Origin of the sequence: Herbiconiux ginsengi (assembly GCF_900107435.1) — a bacterium.
Classification (GTDB): Bacteria; Actinomycetota; Actinomycetes; order Actinomycetales; family Microbacteriaceae; genus Herbiconiux; species Herbiconiux ginsengi.
Map to the genome: position 1 here is coordinate 261,102 of NZ_FNPZ01000004.1, position 26,389 is coordinate 287,490.

Below are 26,389 nucleotides of genomic sequence, written 5' to 3' on the forward strand. Positions count from 1 at the left end.
CCGTCTCGTGCTCCACAGATCGCGTCGAGGCCTGCCGTCAGGCGATCGTGGTGGCGAGGATGGCCGCATGCCCCCGTTCAGCCCTCCCGTCGCCCGTTCCCTTCCCGCCGTGCCGCCCGTTCTCGCGGGGTGGCTCGCCGATGCGGCGTCACTCCTGCTGCCGGTGAGCTGCGCGGGCTGTGGTGCGCCCGATCACGTGGTCTGTCCGGCCTGCCGGGTCGAACTCGCACCGCGACTCGCCACCGTGCGCGCCGCCCCCGTGCCCGTGCCCGTGGTCGTGGCGCTCGAGTACGGCGGTGCCGTCGCCCGCGTGCTCTCCGCCGTGAAGGAGCACGGGCGAACGGATGCGCTCCGCCTGCTGGCCCCGGCCATGCGAGCGGCGCTGTCCCGTACGCCGGCCGGAAGGGGGCCGACGGATGTGGCGATCGTCACGATGCCCTCCGCCCGGGCGGCCGTGCGGCGGCGAGGCTACCGCCCGGTCGACCTCCTGGTGCAGAGCGCCGGCCACCGGGTGCGCCGCCCGGCGGGGCTCGTGCTCATCCGGGCGATCGCCGACCAGGCGGGGCTCTCGGCAGCTGAACGGCACACCAACCTGCGGGGTGCGATGCGGGCATCCGAGACCCTGCGCGGGCGGCGTGTGCTGCTGGTCGACGACGTGCTCACGACCGGATCCACCCTCGCCGAGGGGTGCCGGGCCGTCTCCGAACGAGGCGGAATCGTCGTCGGGGCGACCTGTCTCGCGCGCACAGCGAAACGGAAGGAGATCGAAGGGAAATAATCGGTGACACTCAGAGGCAGGGGCAGTAGGTTGAACTGCACAAGGCGCGAACGATCCCGACCTTGTGCCGGGGTTGCGCCATTCAATATGGCTAGGAGGTCTCCATGGAAGTCAACATCACTGGAAGAAACCTAGGGATCACAGATCGATTTCGCGATTACGCGAGCGAGAAAGCGGAGAAGGTCGCCCACCTCGCCGACAAGGCGCTCGCCCTCGAGATCAAGGTGTGTCGCCACAATTCGGCCAACGGAACGCAGTCGGGCGACGATCGAGTCGAGCTGACGCTCATCGGGCCCGGCCCTCTGGTGCGGGCCGAGAGCGCGGCGTCCGACAAGTACGCGGCGTTCGACCTCGCACTCGCGAAACTGATGCAACGCATCCGGCGCGCGAAAGACCGCAAGAAGGTGCACCGCGGTCAGCATCGCCCCGTGTCGCTGCACGAGGCGAGCACGGGCGGGTTCAGCATCATCGACCTGCGTCCCGCCGACTCCGAGGTGATCACCCGGCGCGAAGCGGCTGCCCCCGCTCCCGCACCGGTGGCCGTCGAGAGCGCGCCCAGTGATGATGCTGACGACGAGGTCTACTGCCCCGTCGTCATCCGCAAGAAGGTCTTCGGCGCCACGCCGATGACCGTCGACGACGCGCTCTACCACATGGAGCTCGTCGGGCACGATTTCTACCTGTTCATCGACTCCGAAACCGGCCGCGCGAGCGTCGTGTACCGGCGCAAGGGGTGGGACTACGGGGTCATCGGTCTCGATGAGAACGCCGACGCGTTCTCCGAGCAGGAACCGGCAGCGGTGGAGGCCGTCGCCCGGTAGCGCTCTCCGTCGGACGACTCCCACTGCAGCCGCAGGGAATGCGCCGCCGACGCTCAGGCGCGAGCAACTAGTATGGCTTGTGTTTGCGCGCACAGCGCAGCGACGACTGCAGTGGGAGAAAGTCCGTGGCCTCAGTTCTCGAAAAGGTCCTTCGTGTCGGCGAGGGCCGAACCCTTCGCAAGCTCCAGAACTACGCGAAAGCGATCAACGCGCTCGAAGAAGACTTCCAGGCGCTCTCCGACGAGGAGCTCAAAGACGAGACTCCGCGGCTCCGTGAGCGCTTCGAAGCCGGCGAGAGCCTCGACCACCTGCTTCCCGAGGCCTTCGCGGCCGTGCGCGAGGCATCCAGCCGCACCCTCGGACTGCGTCACTTCGACGTGCAGCTGATGGGCGGTGCGGCCCTGCACCTCGGCAACATCGCCGAGATGAAGACCGGTGAGGGCAAGACCCTGGTGGCCACCACCGCGGCCTACCTCAACGCCATCGCCGGCAAGGGCGTGCACGTCATCACGGTGAACGACTACCTCGCCGGATACCAGAGTGAGCTGATGGGTCGCGTCTTCCGTGCCCTCGGCATGACCACCGGCGTCATCCTGGCCGGCCAGACCCCGGCGGAGCGCCGGGTGCAGTACGAGGCCGACATCACCTACGGCACGAACAACGAGTTCGGTTTCGACTACCTCCGCGACAACATGGCCTGGCAGGCCTCCGACATGGTGCAGCGCGGCCACCACTTCGCGATCGTCGACGAGGTCGACTCGATCCTGATCGACGAGGCGCGCACCCCGCTCATCATCTCCGGCCCGGCATCGGGTGAGGCGAACCGCTGGTTCAACGAGTTCGCGCAGCTGGCCACGAAGCTCGTGGCCGAAGAGGACTACGAGGTCGACGAGAAGAAGCGCACCGTCGGCGTGCTCGAGCCCGGCATCGAGAAGGTCGAGGACTACCTCGGCATCGACAACCTCTACGAGTCGGCGAACACGCCTCTCATCTCCTTCTTGAACAACGCCATCAAAGCGAAGGCGCTGTTCAAGAAGGACAAGGACTACGTCGTGCTGAACGGCGAGGTGCTGATCGTCGACGAGCACACCGGCCGCATCCTGGCCGGTCGCCGCTACAACGAGGGCATCCACCAGGCGATCGAGGCCAAGGAGGGCGTTGCGGTCAAGGCCGAGAACCAGACGCTCGCCACCGTGACGCTGCAGAACTACTTCCGCCTCTACGAGAAGCTCTCGGGCATGACGGGTACGGCCGAGACCGAGGCCGCCGAATTCATGAGCACCTACAAGCTCGGTGTCGTCTCGATCCCCACGAACAAGCCGATGCAGCGCATCGACCAGTCCGACCTCGTCTACAAGAACGAGCAGTCGAAGTTCGACCAGGTGGTCGAAGACATCGTGGAGCGGCACGAGAAGGGCCAGCCGGTGCTGGTGGGCACCACGAGCGTCGAGAAGAGCGAATACCTCTCCCGACTGCTCGCCAAGCGCGGCATCCGGCACGAGGTGCTGAACGCCAAGAACCATGCCCGTGAGGCCGCGATCGTGGCCCAGGCCGGCCGGCTCGGCTCGGTCACGGTGGCCACCAACATGGCCGGTCGTGGAACCGACATCATGCTCGGCGGAAACGCCGAGTTCCTCGCCGTCGCCGAGATGAACGCCCGTGGACTCAGCCCGGTCGAGACCCCCGACGAGTACGAGGCGGCGTGGGACGAGGTGTTCACCTCGGTGAAAGCCGACGTGCAGAAGGAGGCCGACAAGGTCGTCGAGGCCGGCGGTCTCTACGTGCTCGGCACCGAGCGCCACGAGTCCCGACGCATCGACAACCAGCTGCGCGGTCGAAGCGGGCGCCAGGGCGACCCGGGGGAGAGCCGCTTCTACCTCTCGCTCACCGACGACCTCATGCGTCTGTTCAACGCCGGCGCGGCCGAGAGCCTGATGGGCCGGTCGGGCGTGCCCGACGACCTGGCGATCGAGTCGAAGGTCGTCTCCCGCGCCATCCGCAGCGCTCAGTCGCAGGTCGAGGGCCGGAACGCCGAGATCCGCAAGAACGTGCTGAAATACGACGACGTGCTGAACCGTCAGCGCGAGGCGATCTACAGCGACCGCCGGCACATCCTCGAGGGCGACAACCTGCAGGATCGCGCGCAGAAGTTCCTCGACGAGGTGATCGACGAGATCATCTCCGATCACGCGGCGGGCTCCGGAGACGACTGGGACTTCGACGCGCTCTGGGCAGAACTGAAGACGCTCTACCCCATCTCCATCACCATCGACGAGGTGATCGCCGAGGCCGGCAGCAAGGGCCGCATCAACCGGGAGTTCGTCGCCCGCGAGATCCTCTCCGACGCGAAGCTCGCCTACAAGCGCCGCGAGGAGACGCTGGGTGAGGCTGCCATGCGTGAGCTCGAGCGCCGGGTCGTGCTCTCGGTGATCGACCGCCGTTGGCGCGACCACCTCTACGAGATGGACTACCTGAAAGACGGCATCGGCCTGCGGGCCATGGCTCAGCGCGACCCGCTGGTGGAGTACCAGCGCGAAGGCTTCGCCCTGTTCCAGTCGATGATGGGCCAGATCCGCGAGGAGACGGTCGGCTTCCTGTTCAACCTCGAGGTCGAGGTGAACGCTTCGGCGAGCGCTGTGGGTGCCCCCACGGTGGAGGCGAAGGGTCTTGCGCAGTCGAGCGCTCCGGCCGAGAAGCTGAGCTTCTCCGCGCCGAGCGACTCCGGCGGCGTCGAGGTGCGCAACCAGCGCGGCCAGATCGAGCAGGCGGCCAGCGCGCGTGCGCAGGAGGCCCAGGAGCAGTCCGCTCCGGTGGCCAGTGCATTCACCCGCGGCGGAGCAGCGCCGTCGGCCGGAGCCAGCACGGCGCGTCCGGCCGCCCAGAAGTCGGGCAACCCCGCGAAATCGGGCAACCCGGCGAAGTCGGGCGGCCAGGGTTCCGGATCGGGCGGCAGCGCGAGCGGTGGCCCCCGTCCGCAGGGCGCCTCCGGAGGTGCCGGTAACCGCGCACAGCGCCGGGCCCAGGGCAAGAAGAAGTAGCAGCCCGAGGCGCGTCAGAGAACGTGCACGGCGCTCGCACGCCACCGCGCGTCGAGCGCCTCCAACCGGATGGCGACGGCCCGCGAGCGGGCTCGCCCGTGCACGATCACCACGGCGTCGACGATGCCGTCTTGGGGCTCGCAGAGCACCGTGGTGCCCATCGTGAACGTGAGCCGCGACGGCGCCTCTCCCCGGACCTGGCGGGCGCGGGCTGACAGCACGACGCGCTTCAGCAGGTGGGCGTACACGTCGGCCGAGAGCCAGCGGGAGATCTGATCGAGGTCGCGCGTGCCGGACAGGATCTCGACGACGCAGCGGGCCAGGCTCTCGGCGAGCGGTCGCGGGTCGGAGAGCCGGCGCACGTTCTCCGAGGCGATCGCATCCGGTGCGGTCGTGGCGTCGAGCGTACGTGTGGTCGTGGTGCGCGTGGTCACAGAAGCTCCTTCATGGGGTGCCATCGAGTAAGGAATGCTCAGTAAAGCATCAGCGGCTGTTACTCAACCAGTGTCGACTTTGCTTGTCCAGATGCGTTTGTGCCCTGTGGAATACGCCGGAGACCACGCGTGGCTGAGTGGAGATTGCTCATAACACCCATCGGTGCCGACCTGGTGGACTGTCATCACACACCGAGCACAACAACTTCCGGCCGGGATGCCCGTTCCCCCGACCTGCCGCCTCCCGGCCGGAATCGAACGGCTCCCGTGATCGCTTCGTAGGGAAACGCGATCACGGGAGCTCGGATTCGGCACCGTAGGCTAGAACCCGTGTCAACACTCAGCGATCTCGTCACCGCCCACGGCCGTTCCACCGAAGCCGACGTCGAGTGGCTGCATCTGCTGGTCAGCGATTGTCAGCTGCTGGCCGATCTCGCCTTCGCCGACATCGTGCTCTGGGTGCCGACCGTCGACGACACCTTCGTGGCGGTGGCGCATTCGCGCCCCTCCAGTTCGGCGACGCTGTTCTACCGCGACTTCGTGGGCCAGACCATCAAGCCCGAGTGGCGCAAGCAGGTCACGGATGCGTTCGAGAGCGCGCAGATCGTCGACACCGCGGCTCCGGACTGGTATGAGGAGACTCCGACCCGCGTGCGCGCGGTGCCGGTGCTCCGCCGGCTCTCCGTCTCCGAGCAGACCACCACCGACCGCCCGATCGCGGTGATCACCCGGCACACGAACCTCAGCGAGGCCCGTACGCCGAGCCGCCAGGAGCTCACGTTCAACGAGTGCGCCAACGACCTCTTCTCGATGATCGCGGCGGGCGACTTCCCCGATCTCGGCGCCCCCACCGGTCCTCGTCGTGGCGCCCCGCGCGCATCCGACGGCCTGATCCGGCTGGATGTCGACGGCATCGTCACCTTCGCGAGCCCCAATGGTCTTTCCGCCTTCAATCGCATGGGCTTCGCGGGCGAGCTCGAGGGCCAGTCGCTCGCCGAAGTCACCACGGGGCTCCTCAGCGGCCGCCTGATCGTCGACGAGTCGCTGCCGCTCGTCGTCACCGGTCGCGCTCCCTGGCGCACCGACATCGAGTCCAAGGGAGTGACGGTCTCGCTGCGCGCGATCCCCTTGCGCACCCGGGGGCACCGCTTCGGCGCCATCGTGCTGAGCCGTGACGTGACCGAACTGCGCCATCAGGAGCGCGAGCTGATCACGAAAGACGCCACCATCCGCGAGATCCACCACCGCGTCAAGAACAACTTGCAGACGGTGGCTTCGCTGCTGCGCATCCAGGCGCGCCGCACGCACTCCGATGAGGCGCGGGATGCGCTCACCCAGGCCATGCGCCGGGTCGCCGCGATCGCGGTGGTGCACGACACGCTCTCCGAGGGTCTCAACCAGCGCGTCGACTTCGACACGGTCTTCGACCGCGTGCTGCTGCTGGTGGCGGAAGTGGCGTCCGCGCACAACACGACCGTGCATCCGAAATCGTCGGGCAGCTTCGGTGTGCTGCCGAGCGAGTACGCGACTCCGCTCGCTCTCGCGCTCACCGAGTTGGTGACGAACGCCGTGGAGCACGGCCTCGCCGGTCAGGAGGGTGAGGTGGAGATCGTGGCGACGCGCTCGGAGGAGACCCTCACGGTGGAGGTGCGCGACAGCGGCACCGGCCTGCCGGAGGGCAAGGTCGGTTCGGGGCTCGGCACACAGATCGTGCGAACCCTCATCCAAGGCGAACTCGGCGGAACGATCGACTGGCACACGATGGTCGGTTCGGGAACCGTCGTGACGATCGAGATCCCGTTCCGCTGGCTGAAGAAGCCGTAACGGGAGGTTCCGGAGCGCCGCCGGTCTAGGGATCCGGTAGCGCTACGAACGAGAGAACAGTAGCGGGGGAGTGCTCAGGAGGCCCGGCGAGCACGAGCGGCACGCCGCTTCAGCGCACGACGCTCGTCTTCGCTGAGACCGCCCCAGACTCCGGAATCCTGACCGGTCTCCAGTGCGTACTGGAGGCAGACCTCGGTCACGGAGCATCGAGCGCAGACAGCTTTCGCCTTGTCGATCTGATCCACTGCGGGTCCGGTGTTTCCTACGGGGAAGAAAAGTTCCGGGTCAGCGGTCAGGCAGGCAGATTTGTCGCGCCAATCCATAGCGGGTGCTCCTTTGGATGCAGGGTGCTTCGATCGAGAGACCGAAGACTTTCGGGTGAAGGTCAATGGCACGGTGGACGCTGCACCCAAGAGGAGGATGCACCCGCTCACGTCACTGTGAGCAACATTGACCTCAAATATGGTCGCATACTGGTATTTGCAAATCAAGGGTTTTCTGATGGAGTACGGCCGTGGGTGACGATACGAACGACAGACCAACTCGCGGTGAACCCGCTTCCTCGGCTCGGCCGGAGCTACCGAAGCGACCGGCCCTGCTCGTGCTGCTGGCGGTGATCGTCGGGGCCGAGGCCCTCGTGATGGCCGGAGTCGTGCTGTGGCTCCTGGTTGAATTGCTGACCGCCCGGCCGACCTCCTACGAGACGGCCGTGGCCATCCTCGTCCTGGCCGCCATCGCGGCGGTGTTCCTGGGTTTCGTGGCGGTGCACACCCTCCGGGCCCGGCCCTGGACCCGTGCTGCCACCCTCACCTGGCAGCTGCTGCAGGTGGTCATCGCGATCGGCTGCTTCCAGGGCATGGTGGCGACCCCCACCATCGGCTGGTACCTGCTCCTGCCGGCGGTGCTCGCTGTTGTGCTGCTGTTCACCCCATCGGTGGTGGCGGCGACCCGTCGCGACGTCTGAGAACGGCGTCGCGCATCCGGATGCCGCGGCCGGTCAGGCGTCGATCGCGAGCTTCTTGCGGAGCGACGCGACGTGTCCGGTGGCCTTGACGTTGTAGAGCGCCAGGGTCACGACGCCCTCTTCGTCGATCACGAAGGTGGAACGGAGCACACCGGTGACGTGCTTGCCGTAGAGGTTCTTCTCGCCCCAGGCGCCGTAGAGGTGGTGCACGGCGACATCCGGGTCGGAGAGCAGGGTGAAGTTGATGGCCTGTTCGTCGACCCATCCGCGGAGCTTGGCCGGAAGGTCGCGTGAGACGCCGAGCACCGTGTAGCCGGCGCTCTTCAGCGAATTCAGGTTGTCGCGGAAGTCACACGCCTCGGTGGTGCAGCCCGGGGTTCCGGCCTCGGGGTAGAAGTAGAGGATGACGCGTTGGCCGCGGTAATCGGAGAGGGAGCGGGATGCGCCGTCCTGGTCGAGAAGGGTGAAATCCGGGGCCGTCTGGCCGGCTTCGATGCGGCCGTTCGCGTCTGTCATGACTCCAGTATTTCGCATCCGCGGGCCGGAGGATGCAGCTCGGGAGCGCGGTTCGCGCAAGCCCTGGGGAGCATGCTAATGTTGACGACTGGCTCGCCAAGAGCCGCGCACCTCTAGCTCAATCGGCAGAGCAACTGACTCTTAATCAGTGGGTTCAGGGTTCAAGTCCCTGGGGGTGCACCGACACGAGAAGGCTCTCGATCCCGCATGACTGCTGGGATCGGGGGCCTTTCTCTCTTCTCGGAAAAGTGCGTCTGCCCACACTTTGCCCACAAATGGTCTAGGCGGCGCGAAGGAGAACTACACCAAAGCCCACGGGACCAAGCCCGGCGGAAGTCTCCAGCAACCACTCTTAGTGGCCGCGAGCTCTCAACCTGAAATACATGGGGGCGTTCACAGGTCTTTCGGGCGAAGAGGCAATTGGCCAACAGGCTGTTGGCCAATTGCCGTGGGTCATGACAGTGTGCGCATCTAGCGCAAGCGGATCGAACGTCAACTGCTGTCATGCGCGGCTTCGCGGCTTGACGTCAACGGGACTCCCAGTTTTGTCCCGCTCAACAACGCAATGGGTGTCAATAGGGTACCGCTTATGGTACGGTATTGGCATCGAGGTGATCTGATGGGCTATCGCCAGGGCTTGTGGGAGATCGCGGCATCCCGCAACGGCGTCGTGACGGTTTCCGAGGCAGACGACGCAGGGGTGCCGTCAGTAGAAGTGCGGAAGCTTGCAGCTCGGGGCGCGCTTCGCTCGTGCGGACAGGGTGTCTACACGCATCGAGATGTGCCGATAACGCCGTTCACCGAACCCACTGTCGCTGTCGCCCTCGCTGGGGAGGGCGCATTTCTGCACCGTGAATCCGTGCTGGATCTGCTCGGGCTCGGTCAGTTCAACCCCCCGAAGGTGCGCGTGGGCACGCGCCGCCGTGTGAGGCGCACTCTGCCGGGCTGGATGGAACTGGAAAGCCGGCGCGACGTGCCCGATGAGGATCTCACTCGCTACGAGGGCATCCTGACGACAACCGCTCGGCGTGCGCTGGAGGACATGCAGGATCGGATGCCCCATGACCGATGGGAGGTGTTGGTCGACACAGCGCTCAGGCGGGAATTGATCAGCGAGCATGACGCGACTCTGTGGAAGACGGCGCCGGCATGAGCGAAGCGACACCGCCACTGAATGAGACGCAGCTCAATGACCGGCTCGCGAAGGTCGCGGCGGAATTAGGAATCCCCGTTGCGCGTGCGCGAGTGATGCTGTGCACGCTGGTCGTGTCGCAGATGCTTCCTGATGCCGTCGCAGTCAAAGGCGGGATGGGTGTGAAGCTGCGCTTCGGGGAGCGTGGCACACGCGCCACCTCCGATCTCGATGTCTCCACGCGCGTTCGCGGTGAAGAGTTCGAGGAGGCATTTCGCGCTCGTCTGGCCGAGGGGTGGGGAAGAGTTCCGGCCTCGAAGGGCAAGCTGCGGCGCGACCCGGATGCACCGGATCGAGTCGCGTTCACCGCGACCGTGCGTGCCGTGAAGCTCCATGATCCGGGGCTCGCCCGACTGGAGTACGTCATGCATCCGTACCGCGTGTCGATATCCTTCCTTGGCAGCGCGTGGGGTGCGCTCGATGTCGAAGTCTCCGATCCTGAGATTGATCCATACGCGCACACGCGGAGGGAGATCGACGGGGGACTAGTGCACTTCGGCGCCTACTTCAACTTTGGTGAGCTGCGGCCCGTCGAACTGGTAGAGCTGGAGTACCAGATCGCGCAGAAGATCCATGCCGTCACCGATCCTGCCTACGTGCGGGCGCATGACCTGGTCGACCTTCAACTGCTTTGGAGCGCCGGTCCCGATCTGCCCAGCCTGAACAGCCTCTGCGTTCGCACGTTCGATTGGCGACGACAGCAGGCTTGGCCCCCGTTTCCGATGCGGCCCATGGGCGGGTGGGAGCTTGCCTACTCCGACGCGCGCGCGGAGACCGCGGTCGCCGGCTGGACCCCGGTTCTGCCGGACATCGCTAGTGCACGGGAGTGGCTGAGCCAGATCATCCACATAATCACGTCCTCGACTGATGGCGTCTCCGAGACAGTGTGATCTGGCGCTCAGAAATCCGGTAATCCGTGCCCACATTTGGGCGATAGAGGGCATGATTCAACGATGTCTGTAGGTTCGAAGAACCCCGGAAATACGCGGGACTTGCGGCTTTGTGCCGGCGTTCCTGACCGGGAAAATGGGTTCAAGTCCCTTGGGGCGCACTTTCACTGGAAGGCCCTTGTCCGGCGTAACTGCTGAATCGGGGGCCGTTCTTCGCTAGGTTCATCCGCCGACACACTGCCCCGTCGAGGACCTCCTTCGCGCGCTGCCTGACAAGAATTCGCGAGAGCGAAACAGCATCGATGCTCCGCGCGCTCTCCGCACAGACGCAGCCGCATCGCCTACCCTGGCAGTCGTGACCCGTGAGCTGACGACCCGCGTGAGCGGGGCGGTCTCGGGGCGCTCACCTCGATTCGCGATCCGGGGTCTCATCGTCGGAGCGGTGATCGGGGCGGCCCTGCTTGCGGTGCGAGTCGCCACGTCAGGCTGGGATGCTGCGGGACTGCCCGATCGGGTGCGCGATTTCGCGACGCTCTCCATCAGTGTGGTCATCGAGTCGCTGCCGTTCGTCTTCCTCGGCATCGTGATCTCCATCGTGGTGCGGTTCTGGGTGCCGGATCGGTGGCTGGTGCGGGTGATGCCGCGAACGCCCTGGCTGCGCCGCGTCACGATCTCCCTCGTCGGGGTGCTGCTGCCGGTGTGCGAGTGCGGCAACGTGCCGCTCGCCCGGGGGTTCATCATGAAGGGCTTCAGCGTGCCCGAGGCGATGACGTTCCTGCTCGCAGCGCCGATCCTCAACCCCGTCACCATCATCACGACCTATCAGGCGTTCGGCTGGAACGACGGCATCCTGATCGGTCGCATCGCCGGCGGCTTCGTGATCGCGAACCTGGTGGGCTGGTTGTTCAGTCGTCACCCTCAGCCTGAGCTCCTGCTGACGCCGCGGTTCGAGGTGGCTTGCCGCCTCGAAGCCGCCGAACCGGATGCCGCGCTCGCGCCTGGGGTGAAACTGCGACGCGCGGTCGGGGCCTTCGCAGAGGAGACCTCGACCATGCTGCCCGCCTTGATCGTGGGGTCGGCGATCGCCGGGGCCATCCAGGTCGGCCTCTCCCGCGACCTGCTGGTGACTCTCGGCAGCAATCCGATCTGGTCGGTGCTGGCGTTGATGGTGCTGGCGTTCGTGATTGCGATCTGCTCCAACGTCGACGCGTTCTTCATCCTCGCCTTCGGCTCGACGTTCCTGCCCGGTGGGATCGTCGCGTTCCTCACGTTCGGGGCGATGGTCGACGTGAAGATGGTCACGTTGATGCGCACCACCTTCACGACCGGGGCGCTCGTGCGCCTGGTCGCCGTCGTCGCCCTGGCGAGCCTCGCTCTGGGATTCGGGGTGAATCTCCTTGCGTGATCGTCTGCTCTCCCGCTGGCGCGGGATCGTGCTCAGCCTCGTCGGCGTCGTCGCCATCGTGTGGCTGGCCGTCACCGGGCAGCTCGGGCTCTACATCCATCCGCGCTACGTCGTGTTCACGGTGGTCATGGCGGTGCTCGCGGGGGTGATCGTGATCGCCGCGTTCGCGCTGTTGCCGAGTGCTCCGGGTGACGACCATGATCACGGGCACGACCATGATCACGACCATGGCCCCGGGAGTGGCCGGCGCGAGTGGTTCTGGACCGCGGTGACCGCTCTCATCGTGGTGGGAGCCGTGGCTGCACTGCTCGTGCTGCCGCCGGCCACGCTCACCACCGCGACCGTCGATCAGCGCGACCTCAACGCTTCTGCCGCTCTCACCGACCAGGGCACGGTGGAGGCTCCACCTGCCGATCTCGTGGGCAGCGACACCGACTCGTTCACGGTCAAGGACTGGGCGTCTTTGCTGCGTCAAGGAGCGGGTGAGGACTATTTCGCCGGAAAGACCGCCACGCTCACGGGGTTCGTGACTCCGGACCCGGCAGACCCCGACAACGTGTTCTACGTTGCCCGTTTCGTGGTGACCTGCTGCGCGGTCGACGCCCAGCCGGTCGGGGTTCCCGTCTACCTGCCTGGTTGGGCGAATCAGTACGCCGTGGACAGCTGGGTGACGGCGACGGGCGGCTTTGGCGCGAATCCCAGCGTCTCGAGCGCCCAGGCGATCGTGTTCGAGCCGACGCGGATCGTTCCGATCGACCAGCCTGCGGAGCCCTATGTCTACTGACCCGACGGTTCCTCCGGCGGGTGCGCGCGAGCATCCGGCGCCCCCGTCCTCGCGGCAGAGCGCGCGACGATGGCGCGGCTACCGCAGAGCGACCGTCGCCACGATCGCGGTGCTGGCGGTCGCTGCCGCGGGTCTCGGATTCGCCGCCGTGCTGCGCGGCCCGAAGCTCGACACGGCGTCGGTCAATCTCGCCGCGGTGATCTCGCGCGACGGGCAGAAACTCGTGCTGCACGCCGATCAGCCGTTGGCAGACGTCACTGCGGAGCAGGTGTCCATCACGCCATCGGCACCGTTCGAGGTGGCGACCGACGGCGCCGATGTCACTCTCACCGTGCAGGGGATGCTCGACTACGCCACCGAGTACCGCGTGCGTGTGCAGGGTGTCGAGGGCGCGTCGACGGGGCTCTCGGGCACCCTCGACTACTCTTTTCTGACTCCGGATTCCGAGGTCTACACTCTGCTGCGGCAGGGCGGGGCGGCTCCGGCCGAGCGGCCCGACGACCAGATCCTGCGGTCAGGGGTGGCCGGCGGTGCGGATGCGCGGAGCGACGTCGTGTTCCAGGCGCCCCGCATCCAGCAGTTCGCGGTCGCCGGATCGGCGTTGGCGGCCGTGGTGATCGGCGACGACGGCGGAACCGCGCTCAGGCTCTCCGTCGACGGCGGATCGGCGACCGACGTGCACACCCCGAGCGGCGGACGCATTCAGAACCTGCACGCCTCGCCCAGCGCCCACCTGTTCGGATTCACCGTGAACGGTGGAGCCGCCGAAGCAGACTCCTCCGGCCGGGTCTACCAGAACGCCCTGTTCGTGTTCGACCCCTTCGCGTCGTCGGGACGAGCCGAGGAGGTCACGGGATTCTCGGGCGAGCCGTTGCGGGTCGTGGACTGGGCATTCGTGCCGGGCACCTCCTCGCTCGTGGCGCAGGGCACCGACCAGCAGCTCTACCTGATCGATCCGCTCGACGGCACCGAACCGACGCCCCTCGGCCGGCATGCGGCGATGCTCGGGTTTCTGCCGGGTGGCGTACAGCTCATCGTCGGGGACGGCGAGCAAGTCTCCACCATCGATCTCGCCACCGGCGCCCAGCAGCCATTGGACCGCACCGTCCCCGACGTCGATCCCGCCTTCTATCCGAAGAAGATCGTGACCCTTGCCGGCGGGCTCACGATCGGGCAGTACGACGACGTCGACTACAGCCAGGCCAGTCCCATCGTCGGATCGGTGATCATGGCGTCCGACCCCACGGGAACGAGGGAGCTCTACCGCCCCCCGGTCGTCGGCGCCCGAGTGCGCGACTTCTGCATCTCGCCGAACGGACAGTATCTGGCCGTCGAGACCATCCCCTCCGACGGCGTCAGCGACGGCTACGCCCTGCCTGGCTATTCGGGGATGACGACATCACTGATCGACATCCGCACCGGACAGAGCACTCGCGGCGTTCCTGGATTCCAGTCCGACTGGTGCGCCTGACTGATCGGTGTCGAGAGGATCGCAAACGGATCCGTCGGCGACGAGAGGTCGGTGGAGCGCCCGCTTCCCGTCTAGCGGGTCAGGAGCGTCGACTGGATCTTGTCCGAGACGGCCTCGCGCAGCGGCCGCACCGCGTCGGCGGCCCACGCCTCCGGGTTCGGGAACGACCATTCCAGCAGCTCGCCGCGCGGCGTCGATGGCAGCACCAGTCCCGGCTTCATCAGCACCACGACGTCGGCTTCGTCGAGATCTGCGGTGCTGACCGCGCGCGGCACGTTCCCCGAAATGTCCATGCCCAGCTCGGCCACCGTCGCGGCCACGGCCGGGTTCACCTCGTCGGCGGGCGAGAGCCCGGCCGAGGTCGCGGTGAACCGGTCGCCGGCCAGGTGGCCGAGCAGCGCGGCCCCGAGCTGGGAGCGGCCGGCGTTGTGCTGGCAGATGAACAAGACGGTGGGCGTGGTGGTCATGGATCGCTTTCGGTCGGTGCGGGGATGGGTCAGACGCGCGAGCTGGTGAATCCAGGGGTGACGTGGAGCTCGTCGAGGAGGGCGAGGACGCGGCGCTCGATCTCGTCGCGGATCGGCCGGATATCGGTCGCGGTCAACCCGGCCGGGTCGTCGAGCACCCACTCCTCGTAGCGTTTTCCGGGGAAGATCGGGCAGGCGTCGCCGCACCCCATCGTGATGACGACGTCGGCGGCGCGCACGACCTCATCCGTCCACGGCTTCGGGTACTCGTTCGAGATGTCGATGCCGCGCTCGGTCATCGCGGCGATCGCCTCACCGTTCACCTGGTCGCCCGGCTCCGAACCGCCCGACCAGGCGACCGCGTTCTCGCCGGCGTAGTGCTCGAAGAAGCCGAGCGCCATCTGCGAGCGGCCGGCGTTGTGGACGCAGAGAAACAGCACGGTGGGTTTGCCGTCGAGGTGCTTGCCTTCGACCCGGGCGAGGGCATTCAACCGTTGGCGGGCGAACTTCTCGGCCAGCAGCGGCAAGAACGTCGTGACTTTCGCACGTCCCGCGAACTGATCGTAGGAGGAATGCAGGAACCGTTCGATGGTCTCGACGTTGAAGGTGCCCGCGAAGTCGCGTTCGAGGCGGGTGGCCGCAGTCGTCAACGCGTACTGCTGATCGAGGGTGATGGCGGGGTTCATGGGGTGCTCTCTTTCAGGATGCGGCGAGCCGCGGAGCGAGGTCCGAGATGCGTCGTTGCAGCTCGGCGTAGGTGGTGTCGAACGCGGCGGCGGTGCCGATCCGAACGGGGTCCGGGATCGACCAGTGGATGTTCCCGGTTGCCCCCAGTTCTTCATGGGCGTTGTCGCAGACGGTGACGACGAAATCGGTGTCGGTGAGCACCTCGGCGAGGGTGCGCGGTTGCGCATCCGCGAGGGTGAGGTCGTGACGCTGCGCGGTGGCGATCGCGCCCGGGTCGATCCGGTCGGCCGGATGCGTGCCGCCGGACGCGGCCGGGATGCTCGACTGCCGCTCCCAGAGCGCGGCCGCGAGCTGCGACCGGGCCGAGTTCGCGGTGCAGACGAACACCACCCGGTCGGCACGCTCCGCAGCCCCGGGGGTGAGGCCGTCGAGGGCGGTGTCGATCAGGTGCACGTAGGAGCGGCGCTTGTCGGCTTCCGACCGGGACCGGGCGACCATGCCGACCGCTTCGAGGGCATTCAGGTGATGGGTGACGAGATTGGCGCGGATGCCGAGCGCGACCTGGATCTCGGTGGGGGAGAGGTCCCCCAGCGTGAGCAGGTCGACGATGCGCAGCCGCGCCGGCTCGCTGAGCGCGGCGTGCTTCGCTGCCCGCCGCTCTAACTCTTCACTTCGCTCAATGTTCATTGTTTCAATCTTGACTGAACTAGTTGGTTCGCGTCAAGATGGGGCCGACATGAAAACCGCACACCTTCGCCCCGAGCTGTCCCGGCCGCACCTGGCCCGCCGGGTGGCTGCCGAATTCGTCGGCACCGGCCTGCTCGTCACGGTCGTCGTGGGCTCTGGGATCGCGGCGCAGCAGCTCTCGGCCGGCGATGCCGGCCTGCAACTGCTGGAGAACAGCATCGCCACCGCGCTCGGCCTGGTGGTGCTGATCCTGATGCTCGGCCCGGTGTCAGGGGCGCACTTCAACCCGGTCGTATCGATCGCAGACTGGCTCATCGGCCGCCGCGGCAACGGTCTCCCGGGCCGTGACCTCGGCCCGTATCTGCTCGCTCAGATCGGGGGAGGGATCGCCGGCACCCTCCTGGCCGGCGTCATGTTCGACACCGCCCCCGCCCTCTCGACCACCGACCGGGCATCCGGCGGCCATCTGGTCGGGGAAGTCGTCGCCACGGCGGGCCTGGTGCTGCTGATCTTCGCTCTCGCCCGTAGCGGTAGGAGCGAGGTCACCGCGGCCGCGGTCGGCGCCTACATCGGGGCCGCGTACTGGTTCACCAGCTCGACGTCGTTCGCGAACCCGGCCGTGACGATCGCCCGCACGTTCACCGACACCTTCGCCGGCATCGCCCCCGCATCCGTCGCCCCGTTCATCCTCGCGCAGCTCGTCGGTGCAGCCCTCGGGCTCGGCCTGCTGTTCGTGTTCTACCCGACCGCCGCCCGTACGGCCGGCAACGTCGTCATCCCTGTCGAAGCCCCCTGAAAGGCACACCCTCATGCATCTCGTAGCGATCGGCGGAAGCGACGCCGGAATCTCCACCGCGCTCCGCGCCCGCGAACTCGACCCCACCGTCGACGTGACCGTCGTCGTCGCGGACGCCTACCCGAACTTCTCGATCTGCGGCATCCCGTACTACTTCTCTCGCGAGGTGAACCCGTGGCAGTCCCTCGCCCACCGCACCCGCGCCGACCTCGAAGCGACCGGGATGCAGCTCCGGCTCGACACCCTCGCCACCGGCATCGATGTCGCCGCCCAGCGACTCGCCGTCCGGGATGCGAGCGGGCAAGAGTCGACGATCGCCTACGACGAGCTGATGGTCGGCACCGGAGCATCCCCGTCGACGGCCGGCATCACCGGAATCGGCGGCGCCGGCGGGCTCGGCCCGGACGACGGCGTGCACGTGCTGCACTCGATGGGCGACACCTTCGCGCTCGAGCGCTACCTCGACGAACACGAGCCCGAAACAGCGATCATCGTCGGCGCGGGCTACGTCGGCCTCGAAATGGCCGAGGCCCTCACCGTCCGCGGTCTCCAGGTGACTCAGCTGCAGCGCGGCCCCGAAGTGCTCTCCACCCTCGACCCCCAACTCGGCTCCCTCGTACACGACGAGCTCACCCGCCACGGCGTCGACGTCGTGACCGGCGCCCGTGTCGAGGGCATCACCCGCGAGAGCGCCGGCCTCACCGTGACCGGGGTGCAGGATGGCGACGGCTTCTCCCGCACCGCCGACCTGGTGCTCGTCGTGGTCGGCGTGCGACCCAACACCGGCCTGCTCGCCGATGCCGGCGCGAGCGTGGGTGCCGGGGGAGCGGTCGTCGTCGACGAGCGGATGCGCACCGGCCTGCCCCATGTCTGGGCCGCCGGCGACGGCGTGGTCACCCACCATCGCCTCCTCGGTGTCACCTATCTGCCCCTCGGCACGACCGCGCACAAGCAGGGTCGAGTGGCCGGGGAGAACGCGATCGGGGGCGACGCCCGGTTCGCCGGAAGCCTCGGCACCCAGGTCGTGAAGGTCTTCGACCTCGTGGCCGCCCGCACAGGCCTCCGCGACCACGAAGCCCTCTCGGCCGGCTACACGCCCCTCAGCGGCACCGCGATCGCCGACGACCACAAGGCGTACTACCCGGGCGCGAAACCGCTCAGCATCCGCATCACCGGCGACACCGACACCGGGCTCCTGCTCGGCGCGCAGCTCGTCGGCGCCCGCGGAGCCGAGATCGCCAAGCGGGTCGACACCTACGCCACCGCGCTGCACCACGGCATGACGGTCGACGCGATGAGCGACCTCGACCTCTCCTACACGCCCCCGCTCGGCTCCCCGTGGGACGCCGTGCAGGTCGCCACCCAAGCCTGGAGCCGCCAGCTCCGCACCTAGCCCCCAGGATGTCGGCCGTTGCCGCCGGTTATCAGAATTGGATCCACAGCTGGTATGTTTGGATCCTACTTGAACCGGAAGGCACATGAACTCGATACCTGCCGTGAACTCGCCGGCATCCGATGCCGGCACATCACCACGACCGATCGACGTGCAGCGCGAGCGAGAGCTCACTGCCGGCTCCCGGCGTTCGCACCACTTCAATGCGGCGGGTGCCGCCCTTCCCTCGGTCGGCGTGGTCTCCACCGTCGTCGATCATCTGCGCCTCGAGGAATCGGTCGGCGGCTACGAGGCTTCGGCGGAGGTGCGCGCGCGGTCGGAGGCCGTGTACGACTCGGCGGCGCGGCTCATCGGCGCCGGCCGAGACGAGATCGCCCTCTTCGACAGCGCCTCGACGGGGCTCCGTGTCATCCTCGACGCGCTGCGGCCCCGGGTCGGCAGTCGCATCATCGCCTCTCGCAACACCTACGTGAGCCATGCCCTGCACCTCATGACACTCGAACGCGAAGAGCAGGTGGTGCTCGACATCGCGCCGGTGGGCCCGGGCCGGCAGATCGACCTCGACGCCCTCGAGAGACTGCTGGCGGAAGGACCACCCGCCATCGTGACCGTGGCGCACGTGCCGACCTCATCGGGCCTCGTCGAACCGGTCGCGCTGATCGGGGAGCTCGTGCGCTCGTACGGCGGCTTCTACATCGTCGACGCGACCCAGTCGGTGGGGCACCTGCGCACCGACGTGCGCGAGATCGGCTGCGACGCCCTCGTCACGACCGGGCGCAAGTTCCTCCGAGCGCCGAGAGGAACCGGATTCGGCTACCTCTCCGCCGCGGCCGTCGAGCGTCTCACGCCGACGGCGCCCGACGTGCGTGCCGCGCAGTGGACGGCGCCGGCGGACTGGAAGGTCGACACCACCGCGCGCCGATTCGAGACCTGGGAAGCCGGCATCGCGGCCCGGCTGGGTCTCGGCGCCGCGATCGACGAGGCGCTCGATCGCGGCCTGCCCGCGACCGAGGCATGGCTGACGGCCGCCGGGCGCGCGGTGCGGGCCGCGCTCGCCGAGGTCGAGGGCGTGCGGGTGGCGGAGCCGCTCGAGACCCCGTCGGCGATCGTGACCTTCGAGGTGGACGGCGTCTCGGCGGCCGAGGTCGTCGCGGAGCTCGCGAGCCAGAAGGTGCGGCTCGTCTCGGTGCCGGCCACACACGGGCAGTGGGATCTCGGTGACCGGGGCATCCCCGCCGTCGTTCGCGCCTCCATCCACGTCTACAACGACGAGAATGACATCGCTGCACTGATCGATCGTGTCTCGGACATCGCTCGGGCGCAGCGGAAGGGACAGGCGTGAACGCGGTGACGACGGCCGGCGGCATGGACGCGGATGTCGTGGTGCTGGGCCTCGGCGTGCACGGCAGTGCGGCGGCGGCCAGTCTCGCCCGCCGCGGCCACCGCGTGATCGGCCTCGAACGGTTCACCCCCGATCACTCTCGCGGCTCGTCGCACGGGCGCACCCGGATGATCCGTCGCGCCTACCCGAACGCGGTGTGGAACGGCTTCGTCGAGAAGGCCTACGACGCCTGGGAGGCCCTCGAACGCGAGTCGGCGACCACGCTGATCCACCGCACGGGCGGTGTCTACGCCCACGCCGGCGCGTCCCCGCTGCAGGGCCCCGGTTGCGAGACCCTCGAGAACGCCGAGGCCGTGGCCGAGCGGATGCCGGCGCTGCGGATCCCCGCCGGCCACGGTGCCGTGTTCGACCCGAGCGCCGGGGTTCTCGAAGCCGAGGCCGCGCTCGCGGCGCTGCGCACGAGTGCCGGTGCCCACGGTGCACAGCTGCGTTTCGGCGAGCAGGTGGAGAGCTGGTCGCCGACGGACGACGGCGTGATCGTGCAGACCCCGGACGGCCCGATCCGCGCGCGGCGGCTCGTGGTGGCCGCCGGACCCTGGGCCGGGGATCTGCTGCCCTCGCTCGCTCCGCTGCTCGAGGTCTGGCGGATCGTCACCGTGACGGTCGCTCCCGGGCAGTTCGCCGGCAGGCCGCCGCAGCTCGGGGCCTTCTCGGTCGACCGCCCCGAGGGTCTCGTCTTCGGCATCCCGGATGCACAGGGCAACGGGCTGAAACTCGGCATCGACGCCGGGCCGGTCTGGAACCCCGAGGTGCCGGTGGCCCCGCCCACCGATGCCGAGGTCGACGAGATCCGGTCCCTCATGGAGGAATACGTGCCAGGCATCGACACCTCCATCGTGGATGCGGCCGCGTGCCTCTACACGATGACCGCGGACAAGCGCTTCGTGATCGGCCCGCTCGCCGAGAGTCCGGCCGTGATCGCGGTCTCGGCCTGCTCCGGCCATGGCTTCAAATTCGGTGCGGCCGTCGGCGACGCCGTGGCCGATCTGGTGGAGGGCATCCCGCGCCCCGACCTCGACTTCATCTCGACCGCGCGACGGGGGCTGTGACCATGTCGATCGCTCTCGCCGCACCGCACGCGGCCGCTGTCTCCGCCGGTGAGCGTGCCGCAGCCGCCGGCGGCAACGCCCTCGATGCCGCCCTCGCCGCCGCGGTCATGCTCACCGTGGTCTATCCGCACCAGTGCGCCCTCGGCGGCGACCTCATCGCCCTCGTGCGGAACCCCGCGGGGCAGACCACCGCCATCATCGCCGCGGGAACCGCTCCGGCCGCCATCGAGACCGTTTCGGCGTCCTGGGCGGCGGTGCCGAAGCAAGGCGTGCACTCCGTGACGGTTCCCGGCGTCGTCGCGGGCTGGCAGGCGGTCGCGCAGCAGGGGGCGGCCCTCGGGCTGGAACCCGCCTTCCGGCAGGCGGCGGCGACCGCGCGCGCCGGCAGCCCGGTGAGCGCCGGGTTGGCCCGGGCGATCGAGTCGCGGGCCGAGGCGATCACGGCCGACGCCGGTCTCTCCGCGATCTTCGCCCCGAACGCCCGGTTCTTGACGGAGGGCGAGCTCTGCGTGCAGACGGCGCTCGCCGACACGATGGAGCGGCTCGCCGCCGACCCGGGCGACTTCTACCGTGGCGACATCGCGCGGCAGCTGGTCGCCACGCTGGCGGCGGCGGGCGGGACTCATGCCCTGTCCGACTTCGCGGCGTACTCGCCCGAGTCGACACCGGCCCTCGTCGCCGAGGTGGGCGGCCGCACCTGGTCGATCGCTCCGCCCCCCTCCGCCGGAGCCCTCATCCCGGGTGTCGTGGCGAGCGGCCTCGACGAGCACGGCAACGCCGACTCCGCGGCCCTCGTCGCCGCGAGCGTGCGCGGTGTCGCCGCACGCGGCGCCCACCTCGGCGATCCGCGGGTCGGGCCGATCGACGTCGAGCGGCTGCTCGACCTGTCGTCGGAGGCCTCGGCCGCGCCGCGCCTCGAGGCCCGCGCCAGCGGCGACACGGCCGCGGTCGTCGCGACCGACGACGAGGGCTGGGCGGTCACGATCGTGCAGAGTGTCTACCAGACCTTCGGCGCCGGATTGCTCGACCCCGTCACCGGCGTGCTGTTCCACAACCGGGGGAGCGCGTTCACGATGGATGCCGCCTCACCCGCCCGGCTCCGCCCGGGAGCCCGCCCGCCCCACACGCTGTGTCCGCTGATCGTCGAAGACGCCGAGGCGGTGATCGTCGCGGGGTGCCAGGGCGGCCGAGCTCAGCCCTGGATCCTCGCCCAGCTCTTCGCCGACCCGTCGGCCCTCGGCGCGCCGCTGGGGGAGATCCTCGCCACCCCACGCTGGATCGTCGGCGACGTCGACCTCGGCCACGAGCGCCTCACCCTGGTCGCCGAACCGGGTTTGCCCGCGCTCGTGCACGAGGCCGCCGCCTCCCTCGGCGTGCCGTCGGTCGAGCTGCCCGGCCCGGCCGACGTCGCCGGCCACGTGCAGCTCGTGCGGCGGGCGCGGGCCACCGCCATCCTCGATGCGGGCAGCGACCCGCGTGCCGACGGCGTCGGCACTGTCTTTCCGTCAGAGCACGAAGGAGCCACCCATGACCTCACGTAACTGGACCGATCCGGTCACCCCCGCCGAGATCGACGAGATCTCCGCCCTCGTGCGCGCCGACGAGCGGATCGGCGAACGCCCGCGGTTCTGGGGCATCGCCGTCGAGGAGAGCCTCGGCCGAGCACTCGCTCCCGGCCAGGGCCGCCCGGTGCGGCTCGTCGTGATGAATCCGGATGCCCACGCGGCATGGGAGGTCACGGGCTGGACCTCGGGCATTGACCGGGACGCATCTCTCTCCGGCTGGACTCCGGTCGACGCCAAGCGCCCCGGTGTGTCGTCGGACGAGGCCCGGATGGTGGCCGTCGCCGCCCGCAACAGCCCGATCCTGAAGGAGGCCCTCGCCAAGCGGGGCATCCACGACACCTCGCTCGTCTGGGTCGACCCCGAGTCGATCACGGGATTCGAGCCCGAAGACCTGGCCGACCGCCGCCTCTCCTGGGGCACGGTCTGGCACCGCCTCACGGCCGACGACAACGGCTACGCGCGCCCCGTCGCCGGCCTCGTGCCGATCATCGACCTCGAGACGCTCGAGATCGTGCGACTCGAAGACCACGGCGTGATCCCGCTGGCCGCCGAGACGGGCAACTACCGCTCGGGCACCTGGGGTCCTGACCGCACGGTCGCCCCGCTCGAGATCGTGCAGCCCGAAGGCCCCGGCTTCGAGGTCGACGGCCACCTGGTCTCCTGGCAGGGCTGGCAGTTCCGCATTGGATTCACACACCGCGAGGGTCTCGTGCTGCACGACATCGGCTACCAGGACGGCGACACCGTGCGCCCGGTGCTGCGCCGGGCCGCGATCAACGAGATGTACGTGCCCTACCTCGACGCCGACCCCACCGCGTATCGCAAGAACTTCTTCGACTGGGGCGAGTACGGCGCCGGGCCTCTGACGGCCTCACTAGAGCTCGGCTGCGACTGCCTCGGCGAGATCCGCTACTTCGATGCCCACTTCATCGACGGCTACGGCGCCGCGAAGACGATCGTCAACGGGATCTGCCTGCACGAGGAAGACGACTCCATCCTCTGGAAGCACGTGAACACGCGCACCGGCGAATCGGAGGTGCGGCGTCAGCGCCGCCTCGTCATCTCCTCCTTCGCCACCGTGGCCAACTACGACTACGGCTTCTACTGGACCCTCTACCAAGACGGTGCGATCGAACTCGAGGTGAAGCTGACGGGCATCCTGTCGGTGTCGGGCATCGACGACGGCGACGAGCCCGCTTTCGGCCGGATGGTGGCCCCGAACGTGCAGGCGCCCACGCACCAGCACTACTTCGCGGTGCGCATGGACACGGCCGTCGACGGGCCGAGGAACCGCCTCGTGCAAGTGCACGCCGAGATCGAGGACGACGAGACGCTCAACCCCTACGGCAACGCCGTGAAGATGGTCTCGACCACGATCGCCTCCGAGCGGGAGGCTGCGCTCGTGAACGACCCCTCCCGTGCGGTGCACTGGCGCATCGAGAGCACCGAGCGGACCAACCGCTACGGCGACTCCACCTCCTACCGGCTGGTGCTGCCGAACACGACCCGGTTGTTCGCGCGGCCCGGCAGTGTCGTCGAACGCAAGGCCCCGTTCGTCGCGAAACACCTGTGGGCGACCGCCTACGACCCGGCCGAGCGCTTCATCGCCGGCGAGTACCCGAACCAGGCCCCGCTCGGGGAAGAGGGCATCACGGCCTGGCAGCAGGCCGACCGGCCGCTCGACGGAGCCGAGCTCGTGGTGTGGCCGATCGTCGGAGTGCACCACTACGTGCGCCCCGAGGACTGGCCGATCATGCCGATCCAGCACATCGGGCTTCGACTCGAGCCCGACGGCTTCTTCGACCGCAACCCGGCGCTCGACGTGCCGCCGTCCCGTGCGGCCCACGTGGTCGACGGCGGCCACGCCTGCCACTGATCGATGGCGGAGGTCCTGCACCTCGGTGCCCTCGGCGCGGCCGGTCTCGGTGCGTGCTGCGTGGCACTGGACGGCGCGCGCCCGCGGGTGCGCGAAGTGCTGCTCGCGCTCACCATGGTGGCGGCGATGCTCGACGTCGTCAGCGGACTGCGGCTCGTGCCCGTGCTCGTGTGGAGCGCGCTCACCGTCGCGCTCGCGCTCGCCCTGGCCGTGCGCCGACGCCGCTCGAGCGAGGCCCCGGGGGTCGGGCGGATGCGCCTGCACTCCTCGCTCGGAGCGATCGTGATGGCGGGGCTGATGCTCGTGATGGGCGGGGGCCGAGCGGCCGCGCACGGGCATCACGGCTCGACCGCGCCGCTCCTCCTCGGAACCCTGGTGATCGCCGCCGTGGTGCTGGCCGCCGCCGCCCTCCCGGAACTGCGGCGCGGGCACATCCTCGAACGGGTGCAGTACGCGGCGATGTCGGCGTCGCTGCTGATGCTCGGGGGCGCCGCGCTCGGGTGAGCTCCGGTCGAGCGCCTCAGGCGGTGAAGACCGTCGAGCTGCGCCGCTCGTACCAGTGCGCGAGCTGCTCGCCGGCGCCGATCACGTGGGCGCGCATCTGAGCGCTCGCCGCCTCAGCGTCGCCCCGCTCGATCGCGTCGATGATGCGCAGGTGCTCCTGGTAGTTCTCCTCGCGGTGCCGATCGTCGTTCACGAGGAGCTGCGCCGACACGTTGCGCGGGAAGGTCTCGTTGATCTCCTCGATCGCCCGGGCGAGTCGTGCGTTCGCGGAGACCGTGGTGATGGTGTCGTGGAACACGTCGTTCTCGGGCCGGCTGTTCGTGGCCCGCTCCGCGCCGGGTCGGCCGGCGGCGATCGAACGGTCGTACATGTCCTGGTTGGCGACCCTGAGGCGCTGGATGTCGCTCTGCGAGATACGGCTCACCGCACGGGCGGCGGCCAGGGCTTCGAGTTCGGCGCGCACTTCGTAGGCCTCGCGCACCTCCCAGGGGGCAGGCACCCGCACCACGGCCCCGCGGTTCGGCACGACGTCGATGAGGCCGCCGGTCTGCAGCTGCCGGAGCGCCTCGCGCACGGGGGTGCGGCTCACGCCGAAGTCGTTCGCGAGCTCGGCCTGCCGCAACTGAGCGCCGATCGGGATGTCGCCGCTCATGATCCGGGCTCGGATCCTCGCGGCGATCTCGTCGACGAGCGCGTGCCCCGACGACAGTTCGCCGATCGTCTCCTCCGACATTCGTGTCTCCTCCCGCGGTGCACTCGCTGCGATCTCCCGGAACGGTAGCAGTCCGCTCGGCCGGGGTTCTGCAAGCGTACGGCATGGCGTCCCAACTGCCGCTAATTGGATCCATGTCTGCCATGTTAGGATCCACGTATGGTTGATTCCGCGGTGATGACCGAGCTGCGCGTGCGGGTTCGCACGCTCGCCCGCGAAGCCGACGACGTCCTGTCGGTCGAGTTCGAGGCGCTCGCCGGTGCGCTGCCGCGCTGGACCCCGGGCTCCCACATCGACCTCGTCGTGCCCGGAGCGCCCGTGCGCCAATACTCCCTCTGCGGCGACCCGGCCTCCCCGCGTTACCGCATCGCCGTGCGGCGCGAGACCGAGAGCCGAGGCGGCTCCCGCGCCATCCACGAGCGCCTGCGACCGGGCGACGAAGTCGTGCTTCGCGAACCCCGCAACCACTTCGTGCTCGAGCCGGCGGCCGAATACCTCTTCATCGCCGGCGGCATCGGCATCACTCCTCTTCTGCCCATGCTGCGCGAGGCGAGCGAGCGCGGCGCGGCCTGGCGGCTGCTCTATCTCGGCAGCTCCCGCTCCCGCATGCCCTTCCTCGACGAGATCGCCGGACGAGGCGGCGACTGCCGCGTGATCGCCGCCGATGAGGGCACCCGCGCCGACCTCGTCGCGGAGGTCGCCGCCTCACCCGACGCCCTCGTCTACGCGTGCGGCCCCGAACGGATGCTCTCCGCCCTGGCCGAGGCGGTGACCGATGACTCGGAGCGGCTGCGGATGGAGTATTTCTCCGCCCCCGAGGTGCACTACGAGCCGGGCGGGCCGTTCCGCATCCGCCTCGACCGCAGCGGCCTCGAACTCGACGTGTCGCCCGACGAGACCATTCTCGAGGTCATGCGCGGCGCCGGCGTCGACGTGCTCACCGACTGCGAGGAGGGCATCTGCGGAAGCTGCGAGACCCGCATCGTCGACGGCGAGGCCGAGCACCGGGATTTCGTGCTCACCGCGCAGGAGAAGTCCGAGAACCACTGCCTCATGGTGTGCGTCTCCCGCGCATCCTGCCCCGTGCTCGTGCTCGACGCCTAGACCACACCGCCTCCCCGCCGAAACCACTGA

25 protein-coding genes and 1 tRNA gene are annotated in these 26,389 nt (G+C 68.7%); 19 read left to right on the forward strand and 7 right to left on the reverse strand.

What is annotated here, in order from left to right:
- Nucleotides 1–67 precede the first annotated feature (67 nt).
- From BLW00_RS17565 to secA, 3 genes are all read left to right on the forward strand, one after another.
- The gene (locus tag BLW00_RS17565) at nucleotides 68–778 is read left to right on the forward strand and encodes a ComF family protein (protein WP_092556613.1); all 711 of its coding nucleotides are present in this window, start codon (nucleotides 68–70) and stop codon (nucleotides 776–778) included.
- Between the two features lie 104 nt (nucleotides 779–882).
- Nucleotides 883–1,599, forward strand: coding sequence for a ribosome hibernation-promoting factor, HPF/YfiA family (gene hpf, locus BLW00_RS17570; protein ID WP_092556615.1), 717 nt, complete (start codon nucleotides 883–885; stop codon nucleotides 1,597–1,599).
- A gap of 125 nt (nucleotides 1,600–1,724) precedes the next feature.
- A complete protein-coding gene (gene secA, locus BLW00_RS17575; RefSeq protein ID WP_407650977.1) occupies nucleotides 1,725–4,637 on the forward strand; it encodes a preprotein translocase subunit SecA in 2,913 nt (970 codons plus the stop codon).
- 14 nt (nucleotides 4,638–4,651) lie between these two features.
- Here the strand turns inward: secA and BLW00_RS17580 are convergent, their stop codons facing one another.
- Entirely contained in the window at nucleotides 4,652–5,071 is a 420-nt protein-coding gene (locus tag BLW00_RS17580) for an Rv3235 family protein (RefSeq protein ID WP_092556617.1), read from the reverse strand.
- A gap of 330 nt (nucleotides 5,072–5,401) precedes the next feature.
- Between BLW00_RS17580 and BLW00_RS17585 the strand changes: the two genes are divergently transcribed.
- Nucleotides 5,402–6,895, forward strand: coding sequence for a sensor histidine kinase (locus tag BLW00_RS17585; protein WP_092556619.1), 1,494 nt, complete (start codon nucleotides 5,402–5,404; stop codon nucleotides 6,893–6,895).
- A 74-nt stretch (nucleotides 6,896–6,969) separates the two neighbouring features.
- Here BLW00_RS17585 and BLW00_RS17590 read toward each other — a convergent pair whose 3' ends face one another.
- Complete coding sequence (locus BLW00_RS17590) at nucleotides 6,970–7,218, reverse strand: WhiB family transcriptional regulator (RefSeq protein ID WP_092556621.1); 249 nt, start codon at nucleotides 7,216–7,218, stop codon at nucleotides 6,970–6,972.
- 191 nt (nucleotides 7,219–7,409) lie between these two features.
- Between BLW00_RS17590 and BLW00_RS17595 the strand changes: the two genes are divergently transcribed.
- Nucleotides 7,410–7,859 carry a hypothetical protein gene (locus BLW00_RS17595; protein ID WP_245741659.1) on the forward strand — a complete coding sequence of 150 codons (450 nt, stop codon included), beginning with the start codon at nucleotides 7,410–7,412 and terminating at the stop codon, nucleotides 7,857–7,859.
- Between the two features lie 33 nt (nucleotides 7,860–7,892).
- On the opposite strand, the gene bcp is transcribed toward BLW00_RS17595, so the two are convergent.
- Nucleotides 7,893–8,375, reverse strand: coding sequence for a thioredoxin-dependent thiol peroxidase (gene bcp / locus BLW00_RS17600; RefSeq protein ID WP_092556623.1), 483 nt, complete (start codon nucleotides 8,373–8,375; stop codon nucleotides 7,893–7,895).
- Between the two features lie 107 nt (nucleotides 8,376–8,482).
- Here bcp and BLW00_RS17605 point away from each other — a divergent pair.
- The 6 genes from BLW00_RS17605 to BLW00_RS17630 all read left to right on the forward strand — a co-directional run bounded on the left by BLW00_RS17605 (nucleotide 8,483) and on the right by BLW00_RS17630 (nucleotide 14,117).
- Nucleotides 8,483–8,555, forward strand: a tRNA-Lys gene (locus tag BLW00_RS17605).
- 439 nt (nucleotides 8,556–8,994) lie between these two features.
- A complete protein-coding gene (locus tag BLW00_RS17610) occupies nucleotides 8,995–9,528 on the forward strand; it encodes a type IV toxin-antitoxin system AbiEi family antitoxin domain-containing protein (protein WP_092556625.1) in 534 nt (177 codons plus the stop codon).
- Nucleotides 9,525–10,457: a nucleotidyl transferase AbiEii/AbiGii toxin family protein gene (locus BLW00_RS17615; protein WP_245741660.1), complete on the forward strand. Its 933-nt coding sequence runs from the start codon at nucleotides 9,525–9,527 to the stop codon at nucleotides 10,455–10,457. Before BLW00_RS17610 ends, BLW00_RS17615 begins: the two co-directional genes overlap by 4 nt.
- Before the next feature lie 355 nt (nucleotides 10,458–10,812).
- The gene (locus tag BLW00_RS17620) at nucleotides 10,813–11,862 is read left to right on the forward strand and encodes a permease (RefSeq protein WP_245741661.1); all 1,050 of its coding nucleotides are present in this window, start codon (nucleotides 10,813–10,815) and stop codon (nucleotides 11,860–11,862) included.
- Nucleotides 11,855–12,646, forward strand: a complete 792-nt coding sequence (locus tag BLW00_RS17625) for a TIGR03943 family putative permease subunit (RefSeq protein WP_245741662.1) — start codon at nucleotides 11,855–11,857, stop codon at nucleotides 12,644–12,646. Before BLW00_RS17620 ends, BLW00_RS17625 begins: the two co-directional genes overlap by 8 nt.
- Nucleotides 12,636–14,117, forward strand: coding sequence for a hypothetical protein (locus tag BLW00_RS17630; protein WP_139256780.1), 1,482 nt, complete (start codon nucleotides 12,636–12,638; stop codon nucleotides 14,115–14,117). The genes BLW00_RS17625 and BLW00_RS17630 overlap by 11 nt, the downstream gene beginning before the upstream one ends.
- Nucleotides 14,118–14,188: 71 nt before the next feature.
- On the opposite strand, the gene BLW00_RS17635 is transcribed toward BLW00_RS17630, so the two are convergent.
- Genes BLW00_RS17635 through BLW00_RS17645 form a run of 3 tightly spaced genes read right to left on the reverse strand, consistent with a single transcriptional unit; the run spans nucleotide 14,189 to nucleotide 15,958 of the window.
- Entirely contained in the window at nucleotides 14,189–14,584 is a 396-nt protein-coding gene (locus BLW00_RS17635) for an arsenate-mycothiol transferase ArsC (RefSeq protein ID WP_092556629.1), read from the reverse strand.
- Nucleotides 14,585–14,613: 29 nt separating this feature from the next.
- A complete protein-coding gene (locus BLW00_RS17640) occupies nucleotides 14,614–15,270 on the reverse strand; it encodes an arsenate reductase ArsC (RefSeq protein ID WP_092556631.1) in 657 nt (218 codons plus the stop codon).
- 13 nt (nucleotides 15,271–15,283) lie between these two features.
- On the reverse strand, nucleotides 15,284–15,958 hold the full coding sequence (locus tag BLW00_RS17645; protein ID WP_092556633.1) for an arsenate reductase/protein-tyrosine-phosphatase family protein: 675 nt from the start codon (nucleotides 15,956–15,958) through the stop codon (nucleotides 15,284–15,286).
- 49 nt (nucleotides 15,959–16,007) lie between these two features.
- Between BLW00_RS17645 and BLW00_RS17650 the strand changes: the two genes are divergently transcribed.
- The 7 genes from BLW00_RS17650 to BLW00_RS17680 all read left to right on the forward strand — a co-directional run bounded on the left by BLW00_RS17650 (nucleotide 16,008) and on the right by BLW00_RS17680 (nucleotide 24,543).
- On the forward strand, nucleotides 16,008–16,754 hold the full coding sequence (locus BLW00_RS17650; RefSeq protein WP_092556635.1) for an aquaporin: 747 nt from the start codon (nucleotides 16,008–16,010) through the stop codon (nucleotides 16,752–16,754).
- A 13-nt stretch (nucleotides 16,755–16,767) separates the two neighbouring features.
- Nucleotides 16,768–18,147 (forward strand): FAD-dependent oxidoreductase, encoded by a 1,380-nt coding sequence (locus tag BLW00_RS17655; RefSeq protein ID WP_092556636.1) that lies wholly within the window; start codon nucleotides 16,768–16,770, stop codon nucleotides 18,145–18,147.
- Nucleotides 18,148–18,232: 85 nt separating this feature from the next.
- Nucleotides 18,233–19,489, forward strand: a complete 1,257-nt coding sequence (locus tag BLW00_RS17660; protein ID WP_092556638.1) for an aminotransferase class V-fold PLP-dependent enzyme — start codon at nucleotides 18,233–18,235, stop codon at nucleotides 19,487–19,489.
- Complete coding sequence (gene solA, locus BLW00_RS17665) at nucleotides 19,486–20,598, forward strand: N-methyl-L-tryptophan oxidase (protein ID WP_092556640.1); 1,113 nt, start codon at nucleotides 19,486–19,488, stop codon at nucleotides 20,596–20,598. Before BLW00_RS17660 ends, solA begins: the two co-directional genes overlap by 4 nt.
- Nucleotides 20,599–20,600: 2 nt before the next feature.
- Nucleotides 20,601–22,139: a gamma-glutamyltransferase gene (locus tag BLW00_RS17670; protein WP_092557171.1), complete on the forward strand. Its 1,539-nt coding sequence runs from the start codon at nucleotides 20,601–20,603 to the stop codon at nucleotides 22,137–22,139.
- A complete protein-coding gene (locus BLW00_RS17675) occupies nucleotides 22,126–24,039 on the forward strand; it encodes a primary-amine oxidase (RefSeq protein WP_175494347.1) in 1,914 nt (637 codons plus the stop codon). Before BLW00_RS17670 ends, BLW00_RS17675 begins: the two co-directional genes overlap by 14 nt.
- Nucleotides 24,040–24,042: 3 nt before the next feature.
- On the forward strand, nucleotides 24,043–24,543 hold the full coding sequence (locus tag BLW00_RS17680) for a hypothetical protein (protein ID WP_092556644.1): 501 nt from the start codon (nucleotides 24,043–24,045) through the stop codon (nucleotides 24,541–24,543).
- A 16-nt stretch (nucleotides 24,544–24,559) separates the two neighbouring features.
- Here the strand turns inward: BLW00_RS17680 and BLW00_RS17685 are convergent, their stop codons facing one another.
- Nucleotides 24,560–25,276 carry a GntR family transcriptional regulator gene (locus BLW00_RS17685; RefSeq protein ID WP_092556646.1) on the reverse strand — a complete coding sequence of 239 codons (717 nt, stop codon included), beginning with the start codon at nucleotides 25,274–25,276 and terminating at the stop codon, nucleotides 24,560–24,562.
- Between the two features lie 138 nt (nucleotides 25,277–25,414).
- Here BLW00_RS17685 and BLW00_RS17690 point away from each other — a divergent pair, with 138 nt between their 5' ends.
- Nucleotides 25,415–26,359, forward strand: coding sequence for a PDR/VanB family oxidoreductase (locus tag BLW00_RS17690; RefSeq protein ID WP_217634417.1), 945 nt, complete (start codon nucleotides 25,415–25,417; stop codon nucleotides 26,357–26,359).
- Nucleotides 26,360–26,389 lie beyond the last annotated feature (30 nt).

What these genes read in the sequence shown, in the direction of transcription:
- BLW00_RS17685 (WP_092556646.1), bottom strand. Translation starts at nt 25,276, where the DNA reads ATGTCGGAGGAGACGATCGGCGAACTGTCGTCGGGGCACGCGCTCGTC.
- BLW00_RS17565 (WP_092556613.1), top strand. Translation starts at nt 68, where the DNA reads ATGCCCCCGTTCAGCCCTCCCGTCGCCCGTTCCCTTCCCGCCGTGCCG.
- BLW00_RS17635 (WP_092556629.1), bottom strand. Translation starts at nt 14,584, where the DNA reads ATGACCACCACGCCCACCGTCTTGTTCATCTGCCAGCACAACGCCGGC.
- BLW00_RS17670 (WP_092557171.1), top strand. Translation starts at nt 20,601, where the DNA reads ATGTCGATCGCTCTCGCCGCACCGCACGCGGCCGCTGTCTCCGCCGGT.
- BLW00_RS17610 (WP_092556625.1), top strand. Translation starts at nt 8,995, where the DNA reads ATGGGCTATCGCCAGGGCTTGTGGGAGATCGCGGCATCCCGCAACGGC.
- BLW00_RS17650 (WP_092556635.1), top strand. Translation starts at nt 16,008, where the DNA reads ATGAAAACCGCACACCTTCGCCCCGAGCTGTCCCGGCCGCACCTGGCC.
- BLW00_RS17630 (WP_139256780.1), top strand. Translation starts at nt 12,636, where the DNA reads ATGTCTACTGACCCGACGGTTCCTCCGGCGGGTGCGCGCGAGCATCCG.
- BLW00_RS17645 (WP_092556633.1), bottom strand. Translation starts at nt 15,958, where the DNA reads ATGAACATTGAGCGAAGTGAAGAGTTAGAGCGGCGGGCAGCGAAGCAC.
- BLW00_RS17680 (WP_092556644.1), top strand. Translation starts at nt 24,043, where the DNA reads ATGGCGGAGGTCCTGCACCTCGGTGCCCTCGGCGCGGCCGGTCTCGGT.
- BLW00_RS17640 (WP_092556631.1), bottom strand. Translation starts at nt 15,270, where the DNA reads ATGAACCCCGCCATCACCCTCGATCAGCAGTACGCGTTGACGACTGCG.
- bcp (WP_092556623.1), bottom strand. Translation starts at nt 8,375, where the DNA reads ATGACAGACGCGAACGGCCGCATCGAAGCCGGCCAGACGGCCCCGGAT.
- BLW00_RS17690 (WP_217634417.1), top strand. Translation starts at nt 25,415, where the DNA reads ATGGTTGATTCCGCGGTGATGACCGAGCTGCGCGTGCGGGTTCGCACG.
- hpf (WP_092556615.1), top strand. Translation starts at nt 883, where the DNA reads ATGGAAGTCAACATCACTGGAAGAAACCTAGGGATCACAGATCGATTT.
- BLW00_RS17590 (WP_092556621.1), bottom strand. Translation starts at nt 7,218, where the DNA reads ATGGATTGGCGCGACAAATCTGCCTGCCTGACCGCTGACCCGGAACTT.
- BLW00_RS17655 (WP_092556636.1), top strand. Translation starts at nt 16,768, where the DNA reads ATGCATCTCGTAGCGATCGGCGGAAGCGACGCCGGAATCTCCACCGCG.
- BLW00_RS17660 (WP_092556638.1), top strand. Translation starts at nt 18,233, where the DNA reads ATGAACTCGATACCTGCCGTGAACTCGCCGGCATCCGATGCCGGCACA.
- BLW00_RS17615 (WP_245741660.1), top strand. Translation starts at nt 9,525, where the DNA reads ATGAGCGAAGCGACACCGCCACTGAATGAGACGCAGCTCAATGACCGG.
- BLW00_RS17675 (WP_175494347.1), top strand. Translation starts at nt 22,126, where the DNA reads ATGACCTCACGTAACTGGACCGATCCGGTCACCCCCGCCGAGATCGAC.